Below are 15,574 nucleotides of genomic sequence, written 5' to 3' on the forward strand. Positions count from 1 at the left end.
GGCTCGGTGGGGTGGTAAGGGGGCGCGCGACACGGGCTGGGGACGCCAGCGGTCAGGCGCGAGTGGTGAAGGCGCGCAACAGGGTTCGCACGATGTCGTGCAATCGATCTCGGGTCAGCTCGAGGGTCCCCGCCCCGGCCAGGTGGTCGAATACCAGACCGTCCAGGCAGGCGACGAAGGCGTGTGCCTGGGGTACCGGGTCGGGGCTGCCGAGCGCCGCCAGCAGCTGCTCGGCCGGTCGGCGGATCCGGGATCCCGCGTCGGCCAGCGTGTTTCGCAGTTCCGGCCGCCTGGTCGACTCGAGGGCGAGCTCGTAGCGGGCCAGCATGCGCACCCGCTCGGTGGTGATCCACCGCACGGCGAGATCGGCGATGACACCGGCGATCTCGTCGGGGTCGGTCGGCAGCGGGCCGATCGTCTCGTCGAGGTCGTGGGCGGCGAGCCGGTCGACCGCCGCGGCGAGCAGTGCCTGACGGGTGCGGAAATGGTTGGAGCACGAGCCCTCCGGCAGCCCGGCCGCCTGGTCGACCGCGCGGTGCGTGAGTCCCCGCATGCCCGTCCGGGCCAGCGTCCGGATCGCCGCATCGGCGAGCAGGGCACGTCGGTCTGCGGTCTCGGTCACGATCGGTTCCCTTTCGTCGGCGCCTGAACTACAACTGTAGTTGGACGATGACTACAGCTGTAGTGGAGGGTGTCATGGGAGCTACCGGGCGGGCGATCGTGGTCGGCGGCGGCATCGGCGGGCTGGCCGCCGCCATCGGACTTGCGCGGCGGGGCTGGCGGGTCGAGGTGCTCGAGCGCGCCGCGGTGGCGGGGGATGCGGGGTCGGGTCTGGGGTTGTGGCCCAACGGGGTTCGGGCGCTCGATGCGCTGGGGGTGGGGGAGCGGGTGCGGGCCCGGGCCATGGTCGAGACCGAGGGCGGGGTCCGCGATCGGGCGGGGCGGTGGATGTCGAAGACCGACACCGCCGAGCTGGCCCGGCGGTACGGCCCGATGGTGGTCATCCACCGGGCCGACCTGTTCCGCATTCTGCGGGATGCGTTGCCCGCCGACGCGCTACGCCTCGGTGTCACGGTCACCGGAGTCGAGGACCACGGCGGCCGGGTGCGGGTCGCACACAGCGAGGGCGTGTCGGAGGCCGACCTGGTGGTCGGCGCGGACGGGCTGCGCAGCCGGGTGCGCGACGCGGTGTGCCCGCGGGCGCGCGGGCCGGAGTACGCGGGGTACACGGTCTGGCGGATGGTCACCCGGCCCGTGCCGAAACTGCACAGCGGTGGTGAAACCTGGGGCCGCGGTGAGCGTTTCGGTGTTGTCCCGCTGACGGATGGTCGCGTCTACATCTACGGCGCCGTCAACGCCCCGGAAGGCGAGTGGAGCCCGGACGGCGAATGGGCGGAGGTGCGACGGCGATTCGGCGCCTGGCACGATCCGATCCCCGCGCTGCTCGACGCGGTCGACCCGGAGGCCGTGCTGCGCCACGACATCTACGACCTGCCCCCGTTGCGGACCTTCGTCCGGCATCGCATCGCGCTGCTCGGCGACGCCGCCCACGCCATGACGCCGAACGTCGGCCAGGGAGCGAACCAGGCGCTCGAGGACGCCGCCGCGCTCGTCGCGCTGCTCGACCGTCACCCGATCGAAACGGCCCTGACGACCTATGACCGCCTGCGCCGCCCGCACACACAGGCCATCGTCCGGCGCTCCCGCCGCGTCGGCGCGGTGGCTCAATGGTCCTGGCCACCCGCAACGATGCTGCGCGACACCGTCGTTCGCCTGACTCCGGGACGAGCCGGATTGGGTGCGCTGGCCCCGATCCTCGACTGGCGCCTCCCCGGCGCCCCGTCCTGAACGGCGTTCAAGTATGCTGCTGTGCTGTGAGTGATCCGTTGGGTTGGCTGGATGTGCGGGCCGGGGAGCGGGTGCGGGCCGGGCTGCGGCGCGAATTGCGGCCGCGGGCGCCGGAGACCGGGCTGATCGACCTGGCCTCCAATGACTACCTGGGGCTGTCGCGGCATCCCGAGGTGATCGAGGGCGCGATCGAGGCGGTGCGGAAATGGGGCGCGGGCTCCACCGGATCGCGGCTGGTGACCGGGACGACCGTCGAGCACGAGCAGCTCGAGGGCGAGCTCGCGGAGTTCGTCGGCGCCGAGTCGGGGCTCGTGTTCGCCTCGGGGTACGCCGCCAATCTCGGGGTGGTGACGGCGCTGGCGGGCCGCGGCGCGCTGGTGGTGTCGGATGCGGGCAGCCACGCCTCGCTCGTCGATGCCTGCCGCCTCTCGCGCGCGCGGGTGGAGATCGCGCCGCATCGCGACGTCGCCGCCGTGGACCGGCTGCTGGCCGCGCGCACCGAGGAGCGGGCGGTGGTACTCACCGACTCGGTGTTCAGCGCCGACGGGGATCTCGCGCCGCTGGCGGACCTGCATCGGGTGGTGCGGGCGCACGGCGCGGTGCTGATCGTCGACGAGGCGCACGGCATCGGGGTGCGCGGCGACGGCGGGCGCGGGCTGGTGCACGAACTCGGCCTGGCCGGTGCGCCGGACCTGGTCATCACCGCGACGCTGTCGAAAGCCCTTGCCGCGCAAGGTGGTGTGGTGCTCGCCGACGATCGCGTGCGGGCCCACCTGGTCGACGCGGCGCGCACCTTCATCTTCGACACCGGCCTGGCCCCGGCCGCCGTCGGCGCGGCGCGGGCCGCCCTGCGGCTGCTGCGCCGCGAGCCCGCGATGGCGGGTCGCGTCCTGGAGCGGGCCGCCGCGATCGCGCGGATCGCCGGTGTGCCACAACCGGATTCGGCCGTGGTCTCGGTGGTGCTCGGCGAGGCGCAGGTCGCCCACGACGCCGCCCAGGCATGCCGCGCCCGCGGGCTGAGCGTGGGCTGCTTCCGCCCGCCATCGGTTCCGGAGGGCACCTCACGGCTCCGCCTCACCGCCCGCGCCAACCTCGACGATGCCGAAATGAACACCGTCGCACAGGTTCTCGGCACCGTCCTGGCCGAGGCCCGCCCGACAGGCCACCCCGATCCCGCACCCCCTGCATGTTCCCGCACCCCCTGCAGGGCCTGGTAACCGGTGCGAGAACGCGCAAGGGGTGCGGGAAAGGTGGTACGAGTGTGAGTGTGCTGATTGTGACGGGGACCTCGACGGAGGTTGGGAAGACGGTGGTGACGGCGGCGTTGGCGGCCGCGGCGTCGGCGGCGGGCCGGTCCGTGGCGGTCTGCAAACCGGCACAGACCGGTATGGGTCCGGGGGAACCGGGTGATCTCGCCGAGGTCGAGCGGCTCGCCGGTGTCACGCGCACGCTCGAATTGGCCCGGTACCCCGACCCGTTGGCGCCGGATACCGCGGCGCGCCGGGCCGGGCAGCCGCTGCTGACGCTCGGGGAGACGGTCGCCGCGATCGACTCGCTGGCCGACGCGGATCTGACCCTGGTGGAGGGCGCGGGCGGATTGCTGGTCCGGCTGGGCGAATTCACGGTGCTCGAGCTCGCGCAGAAGCTGGGCGCCCCCGTGCTGGTGGTCACGGCCGCCGGGCTGGGCACCCTCAACCACACCGAACTCACCACCCGCACGCTGTCGGCGGCGGGCGTGCCCTGCGCGGGCCTGGTGATCGGATCGTGGCCCATCGCCCCGGGCCTCGCCGAGGAATGCAACCGCATCGACCTCCCCGAGATCACCGGCGAAGAGATCGTCGGCATCGTCCCCCAGGGCGTAGCCCACTGGCAGCCCCACCGCTTCGCCACCACCGCCCCCGACTGGTTCCTCCCCCACTGGCGCACCCACCACCTCGCCTGACCCCACCGATTCACGCACGCCTTGTCTGATCCCGCACCCCCTGCAGGGCCTTGCAGGGGGTGCGGGAATGGGGAGGGGGTGCGTGAAATGGGTGGGGCGGCGATCGGTCCTACAGTGGGTGAGGATGCGTTTGGAGGATCGGCACCCGTCGACCGTCGCGGACTTCGATGATGCGCGGCGGAGGGCGCGGCTGGCCGAGACGCGGCCGGGGCACGGCTGGGTGCGGCTGCGGCGCACGCGGAAGGTGCTGCTGGGGTTCGCGCTGGTTCCGCTGGTGCTGCTCGTGGCGTTCGCCCAGTACATGGCCGTCGATGTCGGGCCCGAGCGGGCGCGGCTGGCCAGAACCGAGCCCGCGGTGCTGCCGATCGCCGCCCCCGCGCCCGAGGCCCGCAATACCGCGGTCTTCGACCTGACCGGCCTGGGCACGCTGGATGCCACCGAGACCGCGCGCGCCCTGCCGTCGCTGACCCGGCTGGGTTCGGTGTGGGCGGTGCGCTACGACAACTCCGGTATCGATACGAAGGTGATCGGCGATCTCATCATCAAGGTCACCGATGCCGCGCGGATCGATAACGTGGTGCTGGTCGGGCACAGCATGGGTGGGGTCATCGCCCTCGAGATCGGCAAGCACATCCACGCCGACAGCACCAAGACCCTGGCCGGAATCCTGCTGGACTGCACGCCGGTGGACCTGAACGCGGTCCGCCCGGAGAGCCGCGATCAGGGCGAGGATCTGCTGCGCTGGACCGGCTGGCTGCCCGGGACGCGGGAGAGCCGCGGCCTGCGGTTCATCGCCGAAACCTACGCCCGCCGTGAGCGTTTCGTCGACCGGTCCACCTTCCCGCCCGGTATCCGCATCGACAAGCTGCGCGACGCGGTCGAGGATGTGCTGCGCCAGAAGATCGCCAACCGGGACGCGGCCAGCAACGGCCTGATCGAGTCGCAGTTCCGGGCGATCGTGGCGGGCGGCGCGGCCGACGACCTGCGCGTGCTGGCCAAACCCGCACGCGGTAAGCCGCGCCCCGCGATCGCCTTCGTCCGCCCGCACAATCCGGAGCGCGACCCGGTCGTCGATGTCGAGGCCACCCATCGCGTGCTGATCGAGCGGGCGGGCGGGGTGGACGGGACATTGCTGGTCGTGCTCACGCGCGGCACCGGGCACGCCAACCCGAGGCAGCAGCCGGGGGAGTACAACAAGGTGATCGAGCAACAGGTCGTGCCGTTCGTGCGGCTGGTGCGCAGCCAGGAGCAGGTCTCGGCCCGGTGAGGCCGGTCCGGTCTCAGCGCACCGTGTCGTCGGCCCGGGGCCGAATATCCGAGGGCGGCAGCAGATTCCAGCGCTCCAGCTGCGCGCGGATCTGCTCGGCGGCGTCGATATTGAGCGGGCCGCTGGTCCACAGCGCGTAGGGCAGGTTGAGGAAACGCTGTTCGGTAACAGCGCGGAGCTGGTTGATGCCCGGCTTGGCGCGCAGCAGGTCGACCTTCTCCTGGAACGATTGCGGCGGATAGTCGACGAAGACGATGGCGTCCGGATCGGAGGTGGCCAGTCGCTCCCACGAGACCTTGGTCCAGGTGTCGTTCACGTCGTCGAGCACATTGCGCGCGCCCGCCGCGTCCAGGATCGCCTGCGGCCCACCGAATTTGCCGCTGGAGAACAGGGTGTCGCTGGCGCTGTCGAAGACGAAGATGTTCGGGCGGCGCGGTGGCTGCGGCGCCCGGCGCAGCGCCTCCAGCCGCCGATCCAGATCCGCGATGAGGCCCGCGGCCTGCTCGGTGCGGCCGGTGATCGCGCCGAGATTGTCCAGGTCGGTCCGCAACGCCGTCCACGGTTCGACGACCCCGCGGGCTCCGTCGCCGCCGCCCCGGCGACAGCTCTCGGTCAGGACATAGGCGGCGATGCCGTTCTTGCGCAACGACTCCGGGTTGACGTCGGTGGTTTCGGAGTAGCCGTAGTTCCAGCCCGCGACCATGACGTCGGGGTGCTGGGCCACGATGGTCTCCCGCGAGGGTTTCTGGGGCGCAACCTCTTTCAGGCGATCGACGGCCTCGCCGTAGTGCCGCCGCAGGGTCTCGGCGTCGCGGTTCATGCTCGAGACCGCGACGATCGCATCCTGGGCGCCCAGGGCCAGCGCCATCGAGATCATATTGCTGTCGTTGACGAAAAGACGTTGCGCGGGCGCGGGGAACCGCACCTCCTCGCCGCAGTTGCGGACGGTCAGGTTGCCCTGCGCCGCGGGCGATGATCCGCAGGCGGTCGCGAGCAGGACGGCTGCCAGCAGGGCGGGTACCAGGGTTGCGCGTCTCATTGTTGCCTTTCTGCCGCACCGGGCGGGATTCGGTTGCGGCACAGTATGTTCGCGTGACACGGCCCAGGGGCGCCGGAACGTCATGAGGATCCGGCCTCCGCGTCGAGGAGCAGATGAACCGCACCGGTTCCGGGATGGCGCACGCGAGCGGCCCGTACCCCGAATACGGCGCTGAGCGTGTCGGGGGCCAGGGCGGTTTCCGGCGGTGCCAGCGCGCTCGCCCGGCCTTCGTGCAGCACCAGCACACGATCGCAGTAGCGGTCGGCCAGGGTCAGATCGTGCAGCGCCAGCACGACGGTCCGGTCCAGGGTGCGCACCAGCTCGAGCAGCGCCAGCCGGTGGGTGATGTCGAGGTGGTTGGTCGGCTCGTCGAGCAGCAGCAGCGGAGTGGACTGGATCAGCGCCCGGGCCAGCAGCACCCGCTGCCGCTCCCCGCCGGACATCCGGTGCACCGGGCGGTCGGCGAAACCGTCGAGATCCACTGCGTGCAGGGCACTTTCGACGGCCCGTCGCTCCCGGGGCCCGCCCGGACCCCACGGCGGCAGATACGGCGTGCGGCCCAGCGCCACCACCTCACCGGCGCGCAGATCGTCGGGCGGCTGCTCGTCCTGAGCGACCAGCGCGACGGTATGGGCCCGCCGCCGCGGCGAAAGCCGGTGCAGGTTCTGCCCATCGGCGAGCACGCTGCCGTGATGAGGTCGCAGCAGCCCGGCCAGCGTGCGCAGCAGTGTGGTCTTTCCACTGCCGTTCGGCCCGACGATGCCGATGGTCTCACCGGCCCGGACCGTGAAGGACACCTCGTCGAGTACCGCCCGTCGTCCGGGGCCACAACCGAGGCCGCGCGTCTCGAGGACGGCGGCAGAGGTGTTCACCGGGCAGGACCGGTCGGCCCCGGGGCGTGTGCCCGCACTCATGCCGCACCGAACCTGTACCGCCGCCGCCCCATGAGCAGCAGGAATACCGGCGCACCGATCAGCCCGGTCAGCACGCCCACCGGAATCTCGGTGGGCCGCACCAGAACCCGGGTCGCCGCGTCGGCCACCACCAGGAACAGCGCCCCGCACAGCGCGCAGACCGGCAGCAACGCCCGATGCGGCGACCCGACCAGCAGCCGGGCCGCATGCGGCACCACCAGCCCGACGAATCCGATGCCGCCCGAGACCGCCACCAGCACCCCGACCAGGATCGCCAGCCCCGCGAACAGCGCGATCCGCAAGGCGCGCACCGGAACTCCCACCGACGCCGCGGTATCGGCGCCGAGGTTCAGGGCATCGAGCCACCCGCTGGCCGCCAGCAGCGCGACCGCCGCCGCGCCGACCACGCACGCGGGCAGCGCGATTCGCGTCCAGTCCGCGCCCGCCAGGCTGCCCAGCAGCCAGAACAGCACCGACTGCGCGGCCGCCGGATCCGCGCTGCGGAAGATGAGATAGCTGCTCAGGGCCGCGAACGCCGAGCCGAGAACGGTACCGGTCAGCACCAGCCGCAGCGGGGTGAGCCCGCCCTGCGCCACCGAGACCGCGAAGACCAGCGCCGCGGCGACGAAGGCCCCGGCCAGCGCGCCGCCCGACAGCGCCCACACGCCCGCCCCGGCGAACAGTCCGGAGGTGATCACCGCGGCCGCGCCGACCCCGGCCCCGGAGGACACCCCGAGTAGATACGGATCGGCGAGCGGATTGCGCACCAGCGTCTGCATCGCCGCGCCCGCCAGCGCCAGGCCCGCTCCGACGACGGCGGCCAGCACCGTCCGCGGCACCCGCAGCTCCCACACGATGGTGTCGACGCCCGGATCGGCTCCGGAGGCACCCGTGACATGACCCCGCAACACCTCGAATACCGTTGCGATGGGCAGGTTTTCGGCGCCGAACCCGGTCGCCGCGACCATGGCGACCGCCAACGCCGCCGTGACGACGGGGATTACCACCGAGACCCGCGCGCGGATCATCGCCGATACTCCATGGGCACCTCGCGACCTCTACAGAGCTGTGCCGGGCGAGGGAGGTCTGACTTCCGCGGCGCACCCCCCGGGTGCCGCCCGCAGTCACAGTGGCGCGACCGTTCCGGATTTGCACCGGATTCCCGCACTCGCCGGCAGGGACGGAAACGAACTCTACAGTCCGGTTCTATGCCGTCGGCATCGGGTCAGCGCACCCGGCTGCCGAGCAGATGGCGCACGCCGCCGAGGAACAGCTGCAGGCCGAAGTCGAAACGGTCGGTGGCGCTGGTGTTCTCGTACAGCGGCGACGACTCCTCCGCCAGCGCGCCCGCCGAATCCATCTGCATCCGCGACTGCTCGTCCACGGTCTCGCCGAGCACGTAGTACAGCAGCGTGTAGGCGGCCAGGTCGGCCTCCTCGCGGGTCATGCCGCCGCGGATCAGGGCCCCGGCCACGCGCTCGCGGCCCTTGCTCGTGGTGAGGCGGGAGGCGTAGGTGGCCGACACCAGTTCGGCGCCGTCGCGGTAGGCGAGCAGGCACGAGCGCATCCGGTGCGCCAGCTCGCCGACCTGCGCGGACCATTCCTCGGCGGCGACCGCCTCGTCCAGTGGCGCCAGGATGCGGTCGGCGACCGCGCCCAGCAGGGCCTGCTTGTTGGGGAAGTGCCAGTACAGCGCGCCGGGCTGCACGTGCAGTGCGGTCGCCAGCCGCCGCATCGTGAGATCGGCCAGGCCGTACTGGTCGAGGATGGCGATGGCGCCGTCGACGACGTCCGTGCGATGCAGTTGCACTTGGCGACAACCCTTTCGTGCTTTGACTCGCGTCCCACGCTACCCTAGCCTGAACACCGTTCAAGTTGCACGGCCGACCCGGCCGGACGAAGGGATTCGTGCGCATGACCCAGGCACCCGTCAGGACAGCCACCGACATTCTGGCGATCGCCCGCGAGCAGGTGCTCGACCGCGGCGTCGGCCTCGACCAGCAGCAGACCCTCGAGGTGCTGCGCCTCGGCGACGAACGGCTCGAGGAGCTGCTCGAGCTGGCGCACGAGGTGCGCATGCGGTGGTGCGGACCGGAGGTCGAGGTCGAGGGCATCATCTCGCTCAAGACCGGCGGCTGCCCGGAGGACTGCCACTTCTGTTCGCAGTCCGGGCTCTTTCAGTCCCCGGTGCGCGCCGCGTGGCTCGATATTCCGAGCCTGGTGGAGGCGGCGAAGCAGACCGCCAAGACCGGCGCCACCGAATTCTGCATCGTCGCCGCCGTGCGCGGTCCGGACGAGCGGCTGATGGCGCAGGTCGCCGCGGGCGTGGAGGCGATCCGCAACGAGGTCGACATCCAGGTGGCCTGCTCGCTGGGCATGCTCACCCAGGAGCAGGTCGATCAGCTGGCCGCGATGGGCGTGCACCGCTACAACCACAACCTCGAGACCTCGCGTTCGCACTTCCCGAACGTGGTCACCACGCACACCTGGGAGGAGCGCTGGGACACCCTGCGCATGGTCCGCGAGGCGGGCATGGAGGTGTGCTGCGGCGGCATCCTCGGCATGGGCGAAACCCTGGAGCAGCGTGCGGAATTCGCGGCCAACCTGGCCGAGCTGGAGCCCGACGAGGTGCCGCTGAACTTCCTCAACCCGCGCCCGGGCACGCCGTTCGGCGACCTCGAGGTGCTGCCCGCCGCCGACGCGCTGCGCGCCGTGGCCGCGTTCCGGCTGGCGCTGCCGCGCACCATGTTGCGCTTCGCGGGCGGCCGCGAGATCACCCTCGGCGATCTCGGCGCCAAGAAGGGCATCCTCGGCGGCATCAACGCCGTCATCGTCGGCAACTACCTGACCACCCTGGGCCGCCCCGCCGAGCAGGATCTGGATCTGCTCGGCGAGTTGAAGATGCCGATCAAGGCGCTCAACGAGACGCTGTAATCGCCCCGCCTGCACCGCGTCCCGGTGCCGTTCAGGTATTGTCGGCAGCCCAGGAGCTGCACTTTTCGAGGTGGTCGTGGACATCATGGAAGAGCGCTACAACCCGTTCACGGGTAAGCGGGTGGTGCCGAATCTGGACGATGCGGTCCCCGCGGCCGCACTGCTGGGTCTGGAGCCGCCGCGGTTCTGTGAGCATTGCGGGCGTCGCATGGTGGTGCAGGTGAGCCCCGACGGCTGGTGGGCGAAGTGCTCCCGGCACGGGGTCGTGGATTCCACGAGCCTGGAACGTCGTTGATGGCGCATCAGAGCACCGCCGTGCCGACGGATGCCCGGCGCCGCGAGCTGCGCGCCGTGCTGTGGGTGATGGCGGCGGTGTTGCTGGTGAGCGCGATCGGCGGCGCGGTGTGGGGTGCGCTGGCGCCCGTCGAGAAGGTGCTCGTGGTGGAGCCGGGCCGGGGCACGGCGCTGCCGGGGGAGAGCGCGCACCGGTTCGATGCCGTCGCGATCTTCGTCTGTGCCGGGGCGATCGCCGGGCTGCTGAGCGCCGCGGCCGTGTGGCGGGTGCGCCGGCTGCGTGGCCCGCTGCTGCAGACGGGTCTGCTGTTCGGGTCGCTGGCCGGTGCCTGGGTGATGTCCTGGGTCGGCGATCAGGTGGCGGGACTGCTGCATCCGCGCGCGTCGAATCCGCCGGTCCGGGCCATCGTCGAACTGGCCCCGGCGATCCTGCCGTCGGAGGCCACGGGGTGGACCCAGCTGCTCGTGCAGCCGGCGGTGGCCTCGCTGGTCGTGCTGGTGCTGGCCGCGCTGAGCACCTCCGAGGACCTGGGCTCGGGCGGTGGGAGCGCCGACGCGGCGCCCGACGGCACGCGGCCCTACGCCTCCGACGTCACCTACGGGCCGTACGGCACGCCGGTCTCACAGGGCGTGCAGCTCGGCCCGCTGCAGGGCGTCGACACCGGTTCGCCGCGTTGACGCCCGCCCGCGGCCGAACCGTTGCCGAAGGTTTCCCGCCGCGCCGTAATCTGAGGGCACAGCACCTTCGGAAAGGCGGCGGGCCGTGGGGTTCATAGGGGCCGGACCGGTCGTCGAGGCGGTCGACGCCGAGTCCTGGCGCATCTGCCAGCCCATCGAATATCGGGGCGAGCACCAGACTTTCGTGGTTCCCGCCGGATTCCGCACCGACTTCGCGTCGGTGCCGCGCGCCCTGGTGTGGCTGGTGCCGCGCTACGGCGCCTTCACCCGCGCCGCCATCCTGCACGATTATCTGTCCCGCGGTGACGAGGTGAGCCAGGCGGATGCCGACGGGTTGTTCCGGCGCGCCCTGCGCGAGACCGGAGTCTCGGTCCCGCAGCGCTGGATGATGTGGGCCGCAGTGCGTTTGGGGTCCGGGCTGCGCGGCGCGAGCCCCGGCGATATCGCCCTGTTCCTGCTCATCGCGATCCCGTCCGCGGTGTTCCTGGCGATCCCGGTGCTCGTGGTCCAACTGTGGCTGCTGCTGTTCTGGGTGGTGGAGGCGGTGTTCTGGGTGGTCGGACGCGTGGCGGGCCGCACCGCGGCGCCCCCGCCCAAGCCGCGGGTGCGGATGACAGCCTGAGCCCGCCGCACCGGCTCAGCCGAAATCGCGGGCCAGTACGGCGCGGGCGTGCGCATCGGCGAGCAGTAGCCCGACCTCGCGGCGCAGTCTGCCGAGTTCGTGGCGCCGCTCGGCGGGGCCGGTCGCGGTCGCGAGTTCCTGGTCCAGGGCCCCGAGGGCACGCCGCAGTCCGCTGACCCGTTCGACGGTCGCGGAGTCGCCCGAGCTTCTGGCCTCCTCGATGAGCTGGGTGAGCCGGTGTTCCAGACCTGACCGATGGCGCCGGCCGAGCCGGCGTTCCAGACCGAGCATTGCACCTCCTGAATGTAACGTGCCGTTAAGTAACGGTACATCAAACGGAGGTTAGATAGAAGATTCAACCGCGCGGCCGCAGGGCGGCGAATTCGTCGGTCACGCGGATCTCGTCGTCGCTGAAGCGATAGACCGCCGCGGGCCGCCCGCCCGATTTCCCGGGGGAGCTGGTTTCGCCGGTCGGCGTGATCACCTTGCGGCGGCTGAGGACTCGCTGCAGGTTGGTGGTGTCCACCTCGTATCCCAAAGCGGCGCAATAGATTTCCCGCAGCGTCGACATGGTGAAGCGCGAAGGTGCCAGGGCGAAGGCGATATTGGTGTAGGACAGCTTGGCCGCCAGCCTGGTGCGGGCGTGATGGACGACCGTGCCGTGGTCGAAGGACATGTTCGGCAGCGACGCGACCGGATGCCATCGGGTGTCCGGCGGCAGATGTGGATCGGCCGACAGGGGTATCAGGCCGAGATAGGCCGAGGCGATGCGGCGCGGGCCGGGCACGCGGTCCGGATCGCTGAAGACCGACAGCTGCTCGATATGCCACAGCTCGCGCACGTCGACCTTCTCGGCGAGCTGGCGGCGGGCGGAGACGTCGAGATCCTCGTCGTCGCGCAGGCGGCCCCCGGGTAGCGACCAGGTGCCGGTCTGGGGCTCCATGGCCCGCTCCCACAGCAGCACCGCCAATTCGGTGTGCCAGCCCGGTGCGCACCGCGGCGACTCCGGGTCCACCGGTGCGCTGGCCGCCTGACCTGCGGAGATGGTGTCGGAGAAGCGACGAACCTGGAACACCGCGGTGAGCGATTCGTGAATGGTGCTACTATGGGCCACGTTTTCGATTGTAAGTCGAAAACCTGGTGGATGCGAATCGGCGAGGCTGCCGAGCGCATGAGGAAGGAGCCATGCCCATGTACGCAGCATCGCGGAGCGATACGTTGAGGGGTGGTGGCCGGGCGACGGGCGGGCCTATGACGTTTGCCGGGCGCGTTACGGACGGGCCGTCGGGGTTTTCGGGAGTGGAGGCCACCCCGGAGTGGGTGCAGGAGATCAAGCGCCTCGCGCGCGAGCGCAACGCGACCATCCTGGCGCACAACTACCAGCTGCCCGAGATCCAGGACGTCGCCGACCACGTCGGTGACTCGCTGGCGCTGTCGCGCATCGCGGCCGAGGCGCCCGAGGACACCATCGTGTTCTGCGGCGTGCACTTCATGGCGGAGACGGCCAAGATCCTCAGCCCCGAGAAGACCGTGCTGATCCCGGACCAGCGGGCGGGCTGCTCGCTGGCCGACTCCATCACCGCCGACGACCTGCGCGCGTGGAAGGCCGAACATCCCGGGGCCGTGGTGGTCTCGTACGTGAACACCACCGCCGCGGTGAAGGCGCTGACCGACATCTGCTGCACCTCGTCGAACGCCGTCGATGTGGTCGCCTCCATCGACCCCGATCGCGAGGTGCTGTTCCTGCCCGACCAGTTCCTGGGCGCGCACGTCAAGCGCGTGACCGGACGGGAGAACATGCACATCTGGGCCGGTGAATGCCACGTGCACGCGGGCATCAACGGCGACGAGCTGACCGAGCAGGCGCGCAGCCACCCGGACGCGGAGCTGTTCGTGCACCCCGAATGCGGTTGCGCCACCTCGGCGCTGTACCTGGCCGGTGAGGGTGCCTTCCCGGCCGACCGGGTGCACATCCTGTCCACCGGCGGCATGATCGACGCCGCCCGGGCGGCGAGGTCGAACCAGGTGCTGGTCGCCACCGAGGTCGGTATGCTGCACCAATTACGCAGGGCCGCACCGGGAATCGACTTCCAGGCCGTCAACGACCGCGCCTCCTGCAAGTACATGAAGATGATCACCCCCGCGGCGCTGCTGCGCTGCCTGGTGGAGAACCGCGACGAGGTGCACGTGGATCCGGAAACCGCCGCGCTGGGCCGCACTTCGGTGCGGCGGATGATCGCCATCGGCAATTCCGGCGGCGGCGAGTGAACAGGGCGTCCGCGCGATGAGTATCCCGTCGATCGGCTGGGAGGCGGACGCGGACCTGGTGGTGATCGGCGGCGGCGTCGCCGGTCTCACCGCCGCCCGCACCGCCTCGCTGCGGGGGCTGCGGGTGCTGACCCTGAGCAAGGGCGGCCCGGCCGACACCTCCACGCAGTACGCCCAGGGCGGCATCGCCGTCGTTGCGCCGCACGGTGATTCGGTGGACGCGCACCTGCAGGACACACTGTCGGCGGGTGCGGGCCTGTGCGACCCGGAGGCGGTGCGTTCCATCGTCGCGGGCGGCCGGGACGCGGTGGCGGCGCTCACCGATCTCGGCGCGGTGTTCGACCTGGGCCGCGACGGCGAGATCTCGCGCACCCGCGAGGGCGGGCACAGCACCCGCCGCATCATCCACGCGGGCGGCGATGCCACCGGTGCGGAGGTGCAGCGGGCGCTCAACGCGGCCGGGCTGCCGGTGCTGTTCGGCGCGGCCGCGGTCGAGGTCGTCACCGGACCGGAGGGTGTGCGCGGCGTGATCGCGGTGTCGGACAAGGGATTCGGTGTCGTGCACGCCCCGGCGGTGCTGCTGGCGACCGGCGGGCTCGGGCAGCTGTACGCGTGCAGCACCAACCCGCCCGGCGCGACCGCGGACGGGATCGCGCTGGCCTTGCGGGCCGGTGCGACGGTCGCCGACCTCGAGTTCGTGCAGTTCCATCCGACGGTGCTGTTCGCCTCCGGCGGGCTCGGCCGGCGGCCGCTGATCAGCGAGGCGGTGCGGGGCGAGGGCGCCGTCCTCGTCGACGCGGAGGGCGAATCGGTGACCGCCGGGGTGCACCCGCTCGGCGATCTGGCGCCGCGGGATGTGGTGTCGCGGGCGGTCGCCGCGCGCATGCGCGCCCTCGGCACCGATCACGTGTATCTCGATGCGCGGATGATCGACGGGTTCGCGCAACGGTTTCCGACGATCACGGCGTCGTGTGCGGACGCCGGGCTCGACCCGCGCGCCGACCTCATCCCCGTGGCACCGGCCGCGCACTTCCAGTGCGGCGGCGTGGTCACCGATACGCACGGCCGCACCGCGGTTCCCGGGCTGTACGCCGCCGGGGAGGTGGCCCGGACCGGCCTGCACGGCGGCAACCGCCTCGCGTCCAACAGTCTGCTCGAGGGTCTGGTGGTCGGCGAGCGGGCCGGTGCCGCGGCCGCGGAGCGCCTCGGCGACGCGGGGCGCATCACCGAGCTGGGCGCGGTCACCTTCCCCCGCGCGGATCGGAAGTCCCTGCAGGAGTTGATGACCGAGCACGCGTCGGTGGTCCGTGACGGTGACGGCATGCGTTCGGCGGTACTGCGGCTGCTGCAGTTGCTGTCGGAGCCGGTCGGTGGGTCCCCGGTGGTGGGTACCGGTGACCCGGGCCGGAGGGCCGGTGCTCCGGACGGGTCGGAAGGCCGTGGTCCAGCGATGGGAGAAGCGGAACACACAGGGGCGGACGGAGATTCGCGGCACCCGGTCGAGGCGGGTCAGGCCGCGGCGACGGCGCGGGTGGTTACCGCGCTCGAGGATGCGGCCCTCACCCTGACCGCCCGTGCGTTCCTGGTCGCCGCGACCGCCCGCACCGAAAGCCGGGGCTGTCACACCCGCTCGGATCATCCCGAGCCCCGCGACGAGTTGCGCCGCAGCCTCCCCGTCCGCGTCGGACCGGACGGCCGTCCGCAGCTGGCCGGGGAGCCCGATCACCTTGCGGTGTCGCGAGTCTGATGTCCCCGCAGTGGAACGAAG

Annotated in this window: 17 protein-coding genes; 10 read left to right on the top strand and 7 right to left on the bottom strand. The window is 71.7% G+C overall.

From position 1 onward, the window contains the following. Positions 1–52 precede the first annotated feature (52 nt). Positions 53–622 carry a TetR/AcrR family transcriptional regulator gene (locus QH290_RS33795; protein WP_280387367.1) on the bottom strand — a complete coding sequence of 190 codons (570 nt, stop codon included), beginning with the start codon at positions 620–622 and terminating at the stop codon, positions 53–55. A gap of 47 nt (positions 623–669) precedes the next feature. On the opposite strand from QH290_RS33795, the gene QH290_RS33800 reads away from it, so the two are divergent. From QH290_RS33800 to QH290_RS33815, 4 genes are all read left to right on the top strand, one after another. Next, positions 670–1,848 (top strand): FAD-dependent monooxygenase, encoded by a 1,179-nt coding sequence (locus tag QH290_RS33800; protein WP_280387369.1) that lies wholly within the window; start codon positions 670–672, stop codon positions 1,846–1,848. A 26-nt stretch (positions 1,849–1,874) separates the two neighbouring features. After that, positions 1,875–3,065 (top strand): 8-amino-7-oxononanoate synthase, encoded by a 1,191-nt coding sequence (locus QH290_RS33805; RefSeq protein ID WP_280387371.1) that lies wholly within the window; start codon positions 1,875–1,877, stop codon positions 3,063–3,065. Between the two features lie 44 nt (positions 3,066–3,109). After that, positions 3,110–3,790, top strand: coding sequence for a dethiobiotin synthase (gene bioD, locus QH290_RS33810; RefSeq protein WP_280387373.1), 681 nt, complete (start codon positions 3,110–3,112; stop codon positions 3,788–3,790). A gap of 124 nt (positions 3,791–3,914) precedes the next feature. Next, the gene (locus QH290_RS33815) at positions 3,915–5,057 is read left to right on the top strand and encodes an alpha/beta fold hydrolase (protein ID WP_280387375.1); all 1,143 of its coding nucleotides are present in this window, start codon (positions 3,915–3,917) and stop codon (positions 5,055–5,057) included. Between the two features lie 13 nt (positions 5,058–5,070). On the opposite strand, the gene QH290_RS33820 is transcribed toward QH290_RS33815, so the two are convergent. From QH290_RS33820 to QH290_RS33835, 4 genes are all read right to left on the bottom strand, one after another. Next, positions 5,071–6,096: an ABC transporter substrate-binding protein gene (locus tag QH290_RS33820; RefSeq protein WP_280387377.1), complete on the bottom strand. Its 1,026-nt coding sequence runs from the start codon at positions 6,094–6,096 to the stop codon at positions 5,071–5,073. Between the two features lie 80 nt (positions 6,097–6,176). Then, on the bottom strand, positions 6,177–7,010 hold the full coding sequence (locus tag QH290_RS33825) for an ABC transporter ATP-binding protein (protein ID WP_280387379.1): 834 nt from the start codon (positions 7,008–7,010) through the stop codon (positions 6,177–6,179). Further along, positions 7,007–8,038, bottom strand: coding sequence for a FecCD family ABC transporter permease (locus tag QH290_RS33830; protein ID WP_280267460.1), 1,032 nt, complete (start codon positions 8,036–8,038; stop codon positions 7,007–7,009). Before QH290_RS33830 ends, QH290_RS33825 begins: the two co-directional genes overlap by 4 nt. Positions 8,039–8,235: 197 nt before the next feature. Next, the gene (locus QH290_RS33835) at positions 8,236–8,820 is read right to left on the bottom strand and encodes a TetR/AcrR family transcriptional regulator C-terminal domain-containing protein (protein WP_280267459.1); all 585 of its coding nucleotides are present in this window, start codon (positions 8,818–8,820) and stop codon (positions 8,236–8,238) included. 104 nt (positions 8,821–8,924) lie between these two features. On the opposite strand from QH290_RS33835, the gene bioB reads away from it, so the two are divergent. From bioB to QH290_RS33855, 4 genes are all read left to right on the top strand, one after another. Then, positions 8,925–9,944 carry a biotin synthase BioB gene (gene bioB, locus QH290_RS33840; protein WP_280267457.1) on the top strand — a complete coding sequence of 340 codons (1,020 nt, stop codon included), beginning with the start codon at positions 8,925–8,927 and terminating at the stop codon, positions 9,942–9,944. A gap of 85 nt (positions 9,945–10,029) precedes the next feature. Further along, a complete protein-coding gene (bsaP, locus tag QH290_RS33845; protein WP_280267469.1) occupies positions 10,030–10,239 on the top strand; it encodes a biotin synthase auxiliary protein BsaP in 210 nt (69 codons plus the stop codon). Continuing rightward, entirely contained in the window at positions 10,239–10,916 is a 678-nt protein-coding gene (locus QH290_RS33850; RefSeq protein ID WP_280267456.1) for a DUF2567 domain-containing protein, read from the top strand. Before bsaP ends, QH290_RS33850 begins: the two co-directional genes overlap by 1 nt. A gap of 85 nt (positions 10,917–11,001) precedes the next feature. Continuing rightward, complete coding sequence (locus tag QH290_RS33855; RefSeq protein ID WP_280267455.1) at positions 11,002–11,538, top strand: DUF1353 domain-containing protein; 537 nt, start codon at positions 11,002–11,004, stop codon at positions 11,536–11,538. Between the two features lie 15 nt (positions 11,539–11,553). Here QH290_RS33855 and QH290_RS33860 read toward each other — a convergent pair whose 3' ends face one another. Then, positions 11,554–11,829 (bottom strand): hypothetical protein, encoded by a 276-nt coding sequence (locus tag QH290_RS33860; protein ID WP_280267454.1) that lies wholly within the window; start codon positions 11,827–11,829, stop codon positions 11,554–11,556. A gap of 64 nt (positions 11,830–11,893) precedes the next feature. After that, positions 11,894–12,652 carry an NUDIX hydrolase gene (locus QH290_RS33865; protein WP_280267453.1) on the bottom strand — a complete coding sequence of 253 codons (759 nt, stop codon included), beginning with the start codon at positions 12,650–12,652 and terminating at the stop codon, positions 11,894–11,896. Positions 12,653–12,789: 137 nt separating this feature from the next. Here QH290_RS33865 and nadA point away from each other — a divergent pair, with 137 nt between their 5' ends. Further along, the gene (gene nadA, locus QH290_RS33870; RefSeq protein WP_280267452.1) at positions 12,790–13,806 is read left to right on the top strand and encodes a quinolinate synthase NadA; all 1,017 of its coding nucleotides are present in this window, start codon (positions 12,790–12,792) and stop codon (positions 13,804–13,806) included. A 16-nt stretch (positions 13,807–13,822) separates the two neighbouring features. Beyond that, positions 13,823–15,553: an L-aspartate oxidase gene (locus QH290_RS33875; RefSeq protein ID WP_280387381.1), complete on the top strand. Its 1,731-nt coding sequence runs from the start codon at positions 13,823–13,825 to the stop codon at positions 15,551–15,553. Positions 15,554–15,574 lie beyond the last annotated feature (21 nt).

This window comes from Nocardia wallacei (assembly GCF_029869545.1).
Taxonomy (GTDB): domain Bacteria; phylum Actinomycetota; class Actinomycetes; order Mycobacteriales; family Mycobacteriaceae; genus Nocardia; species Nocardia wallacei_A.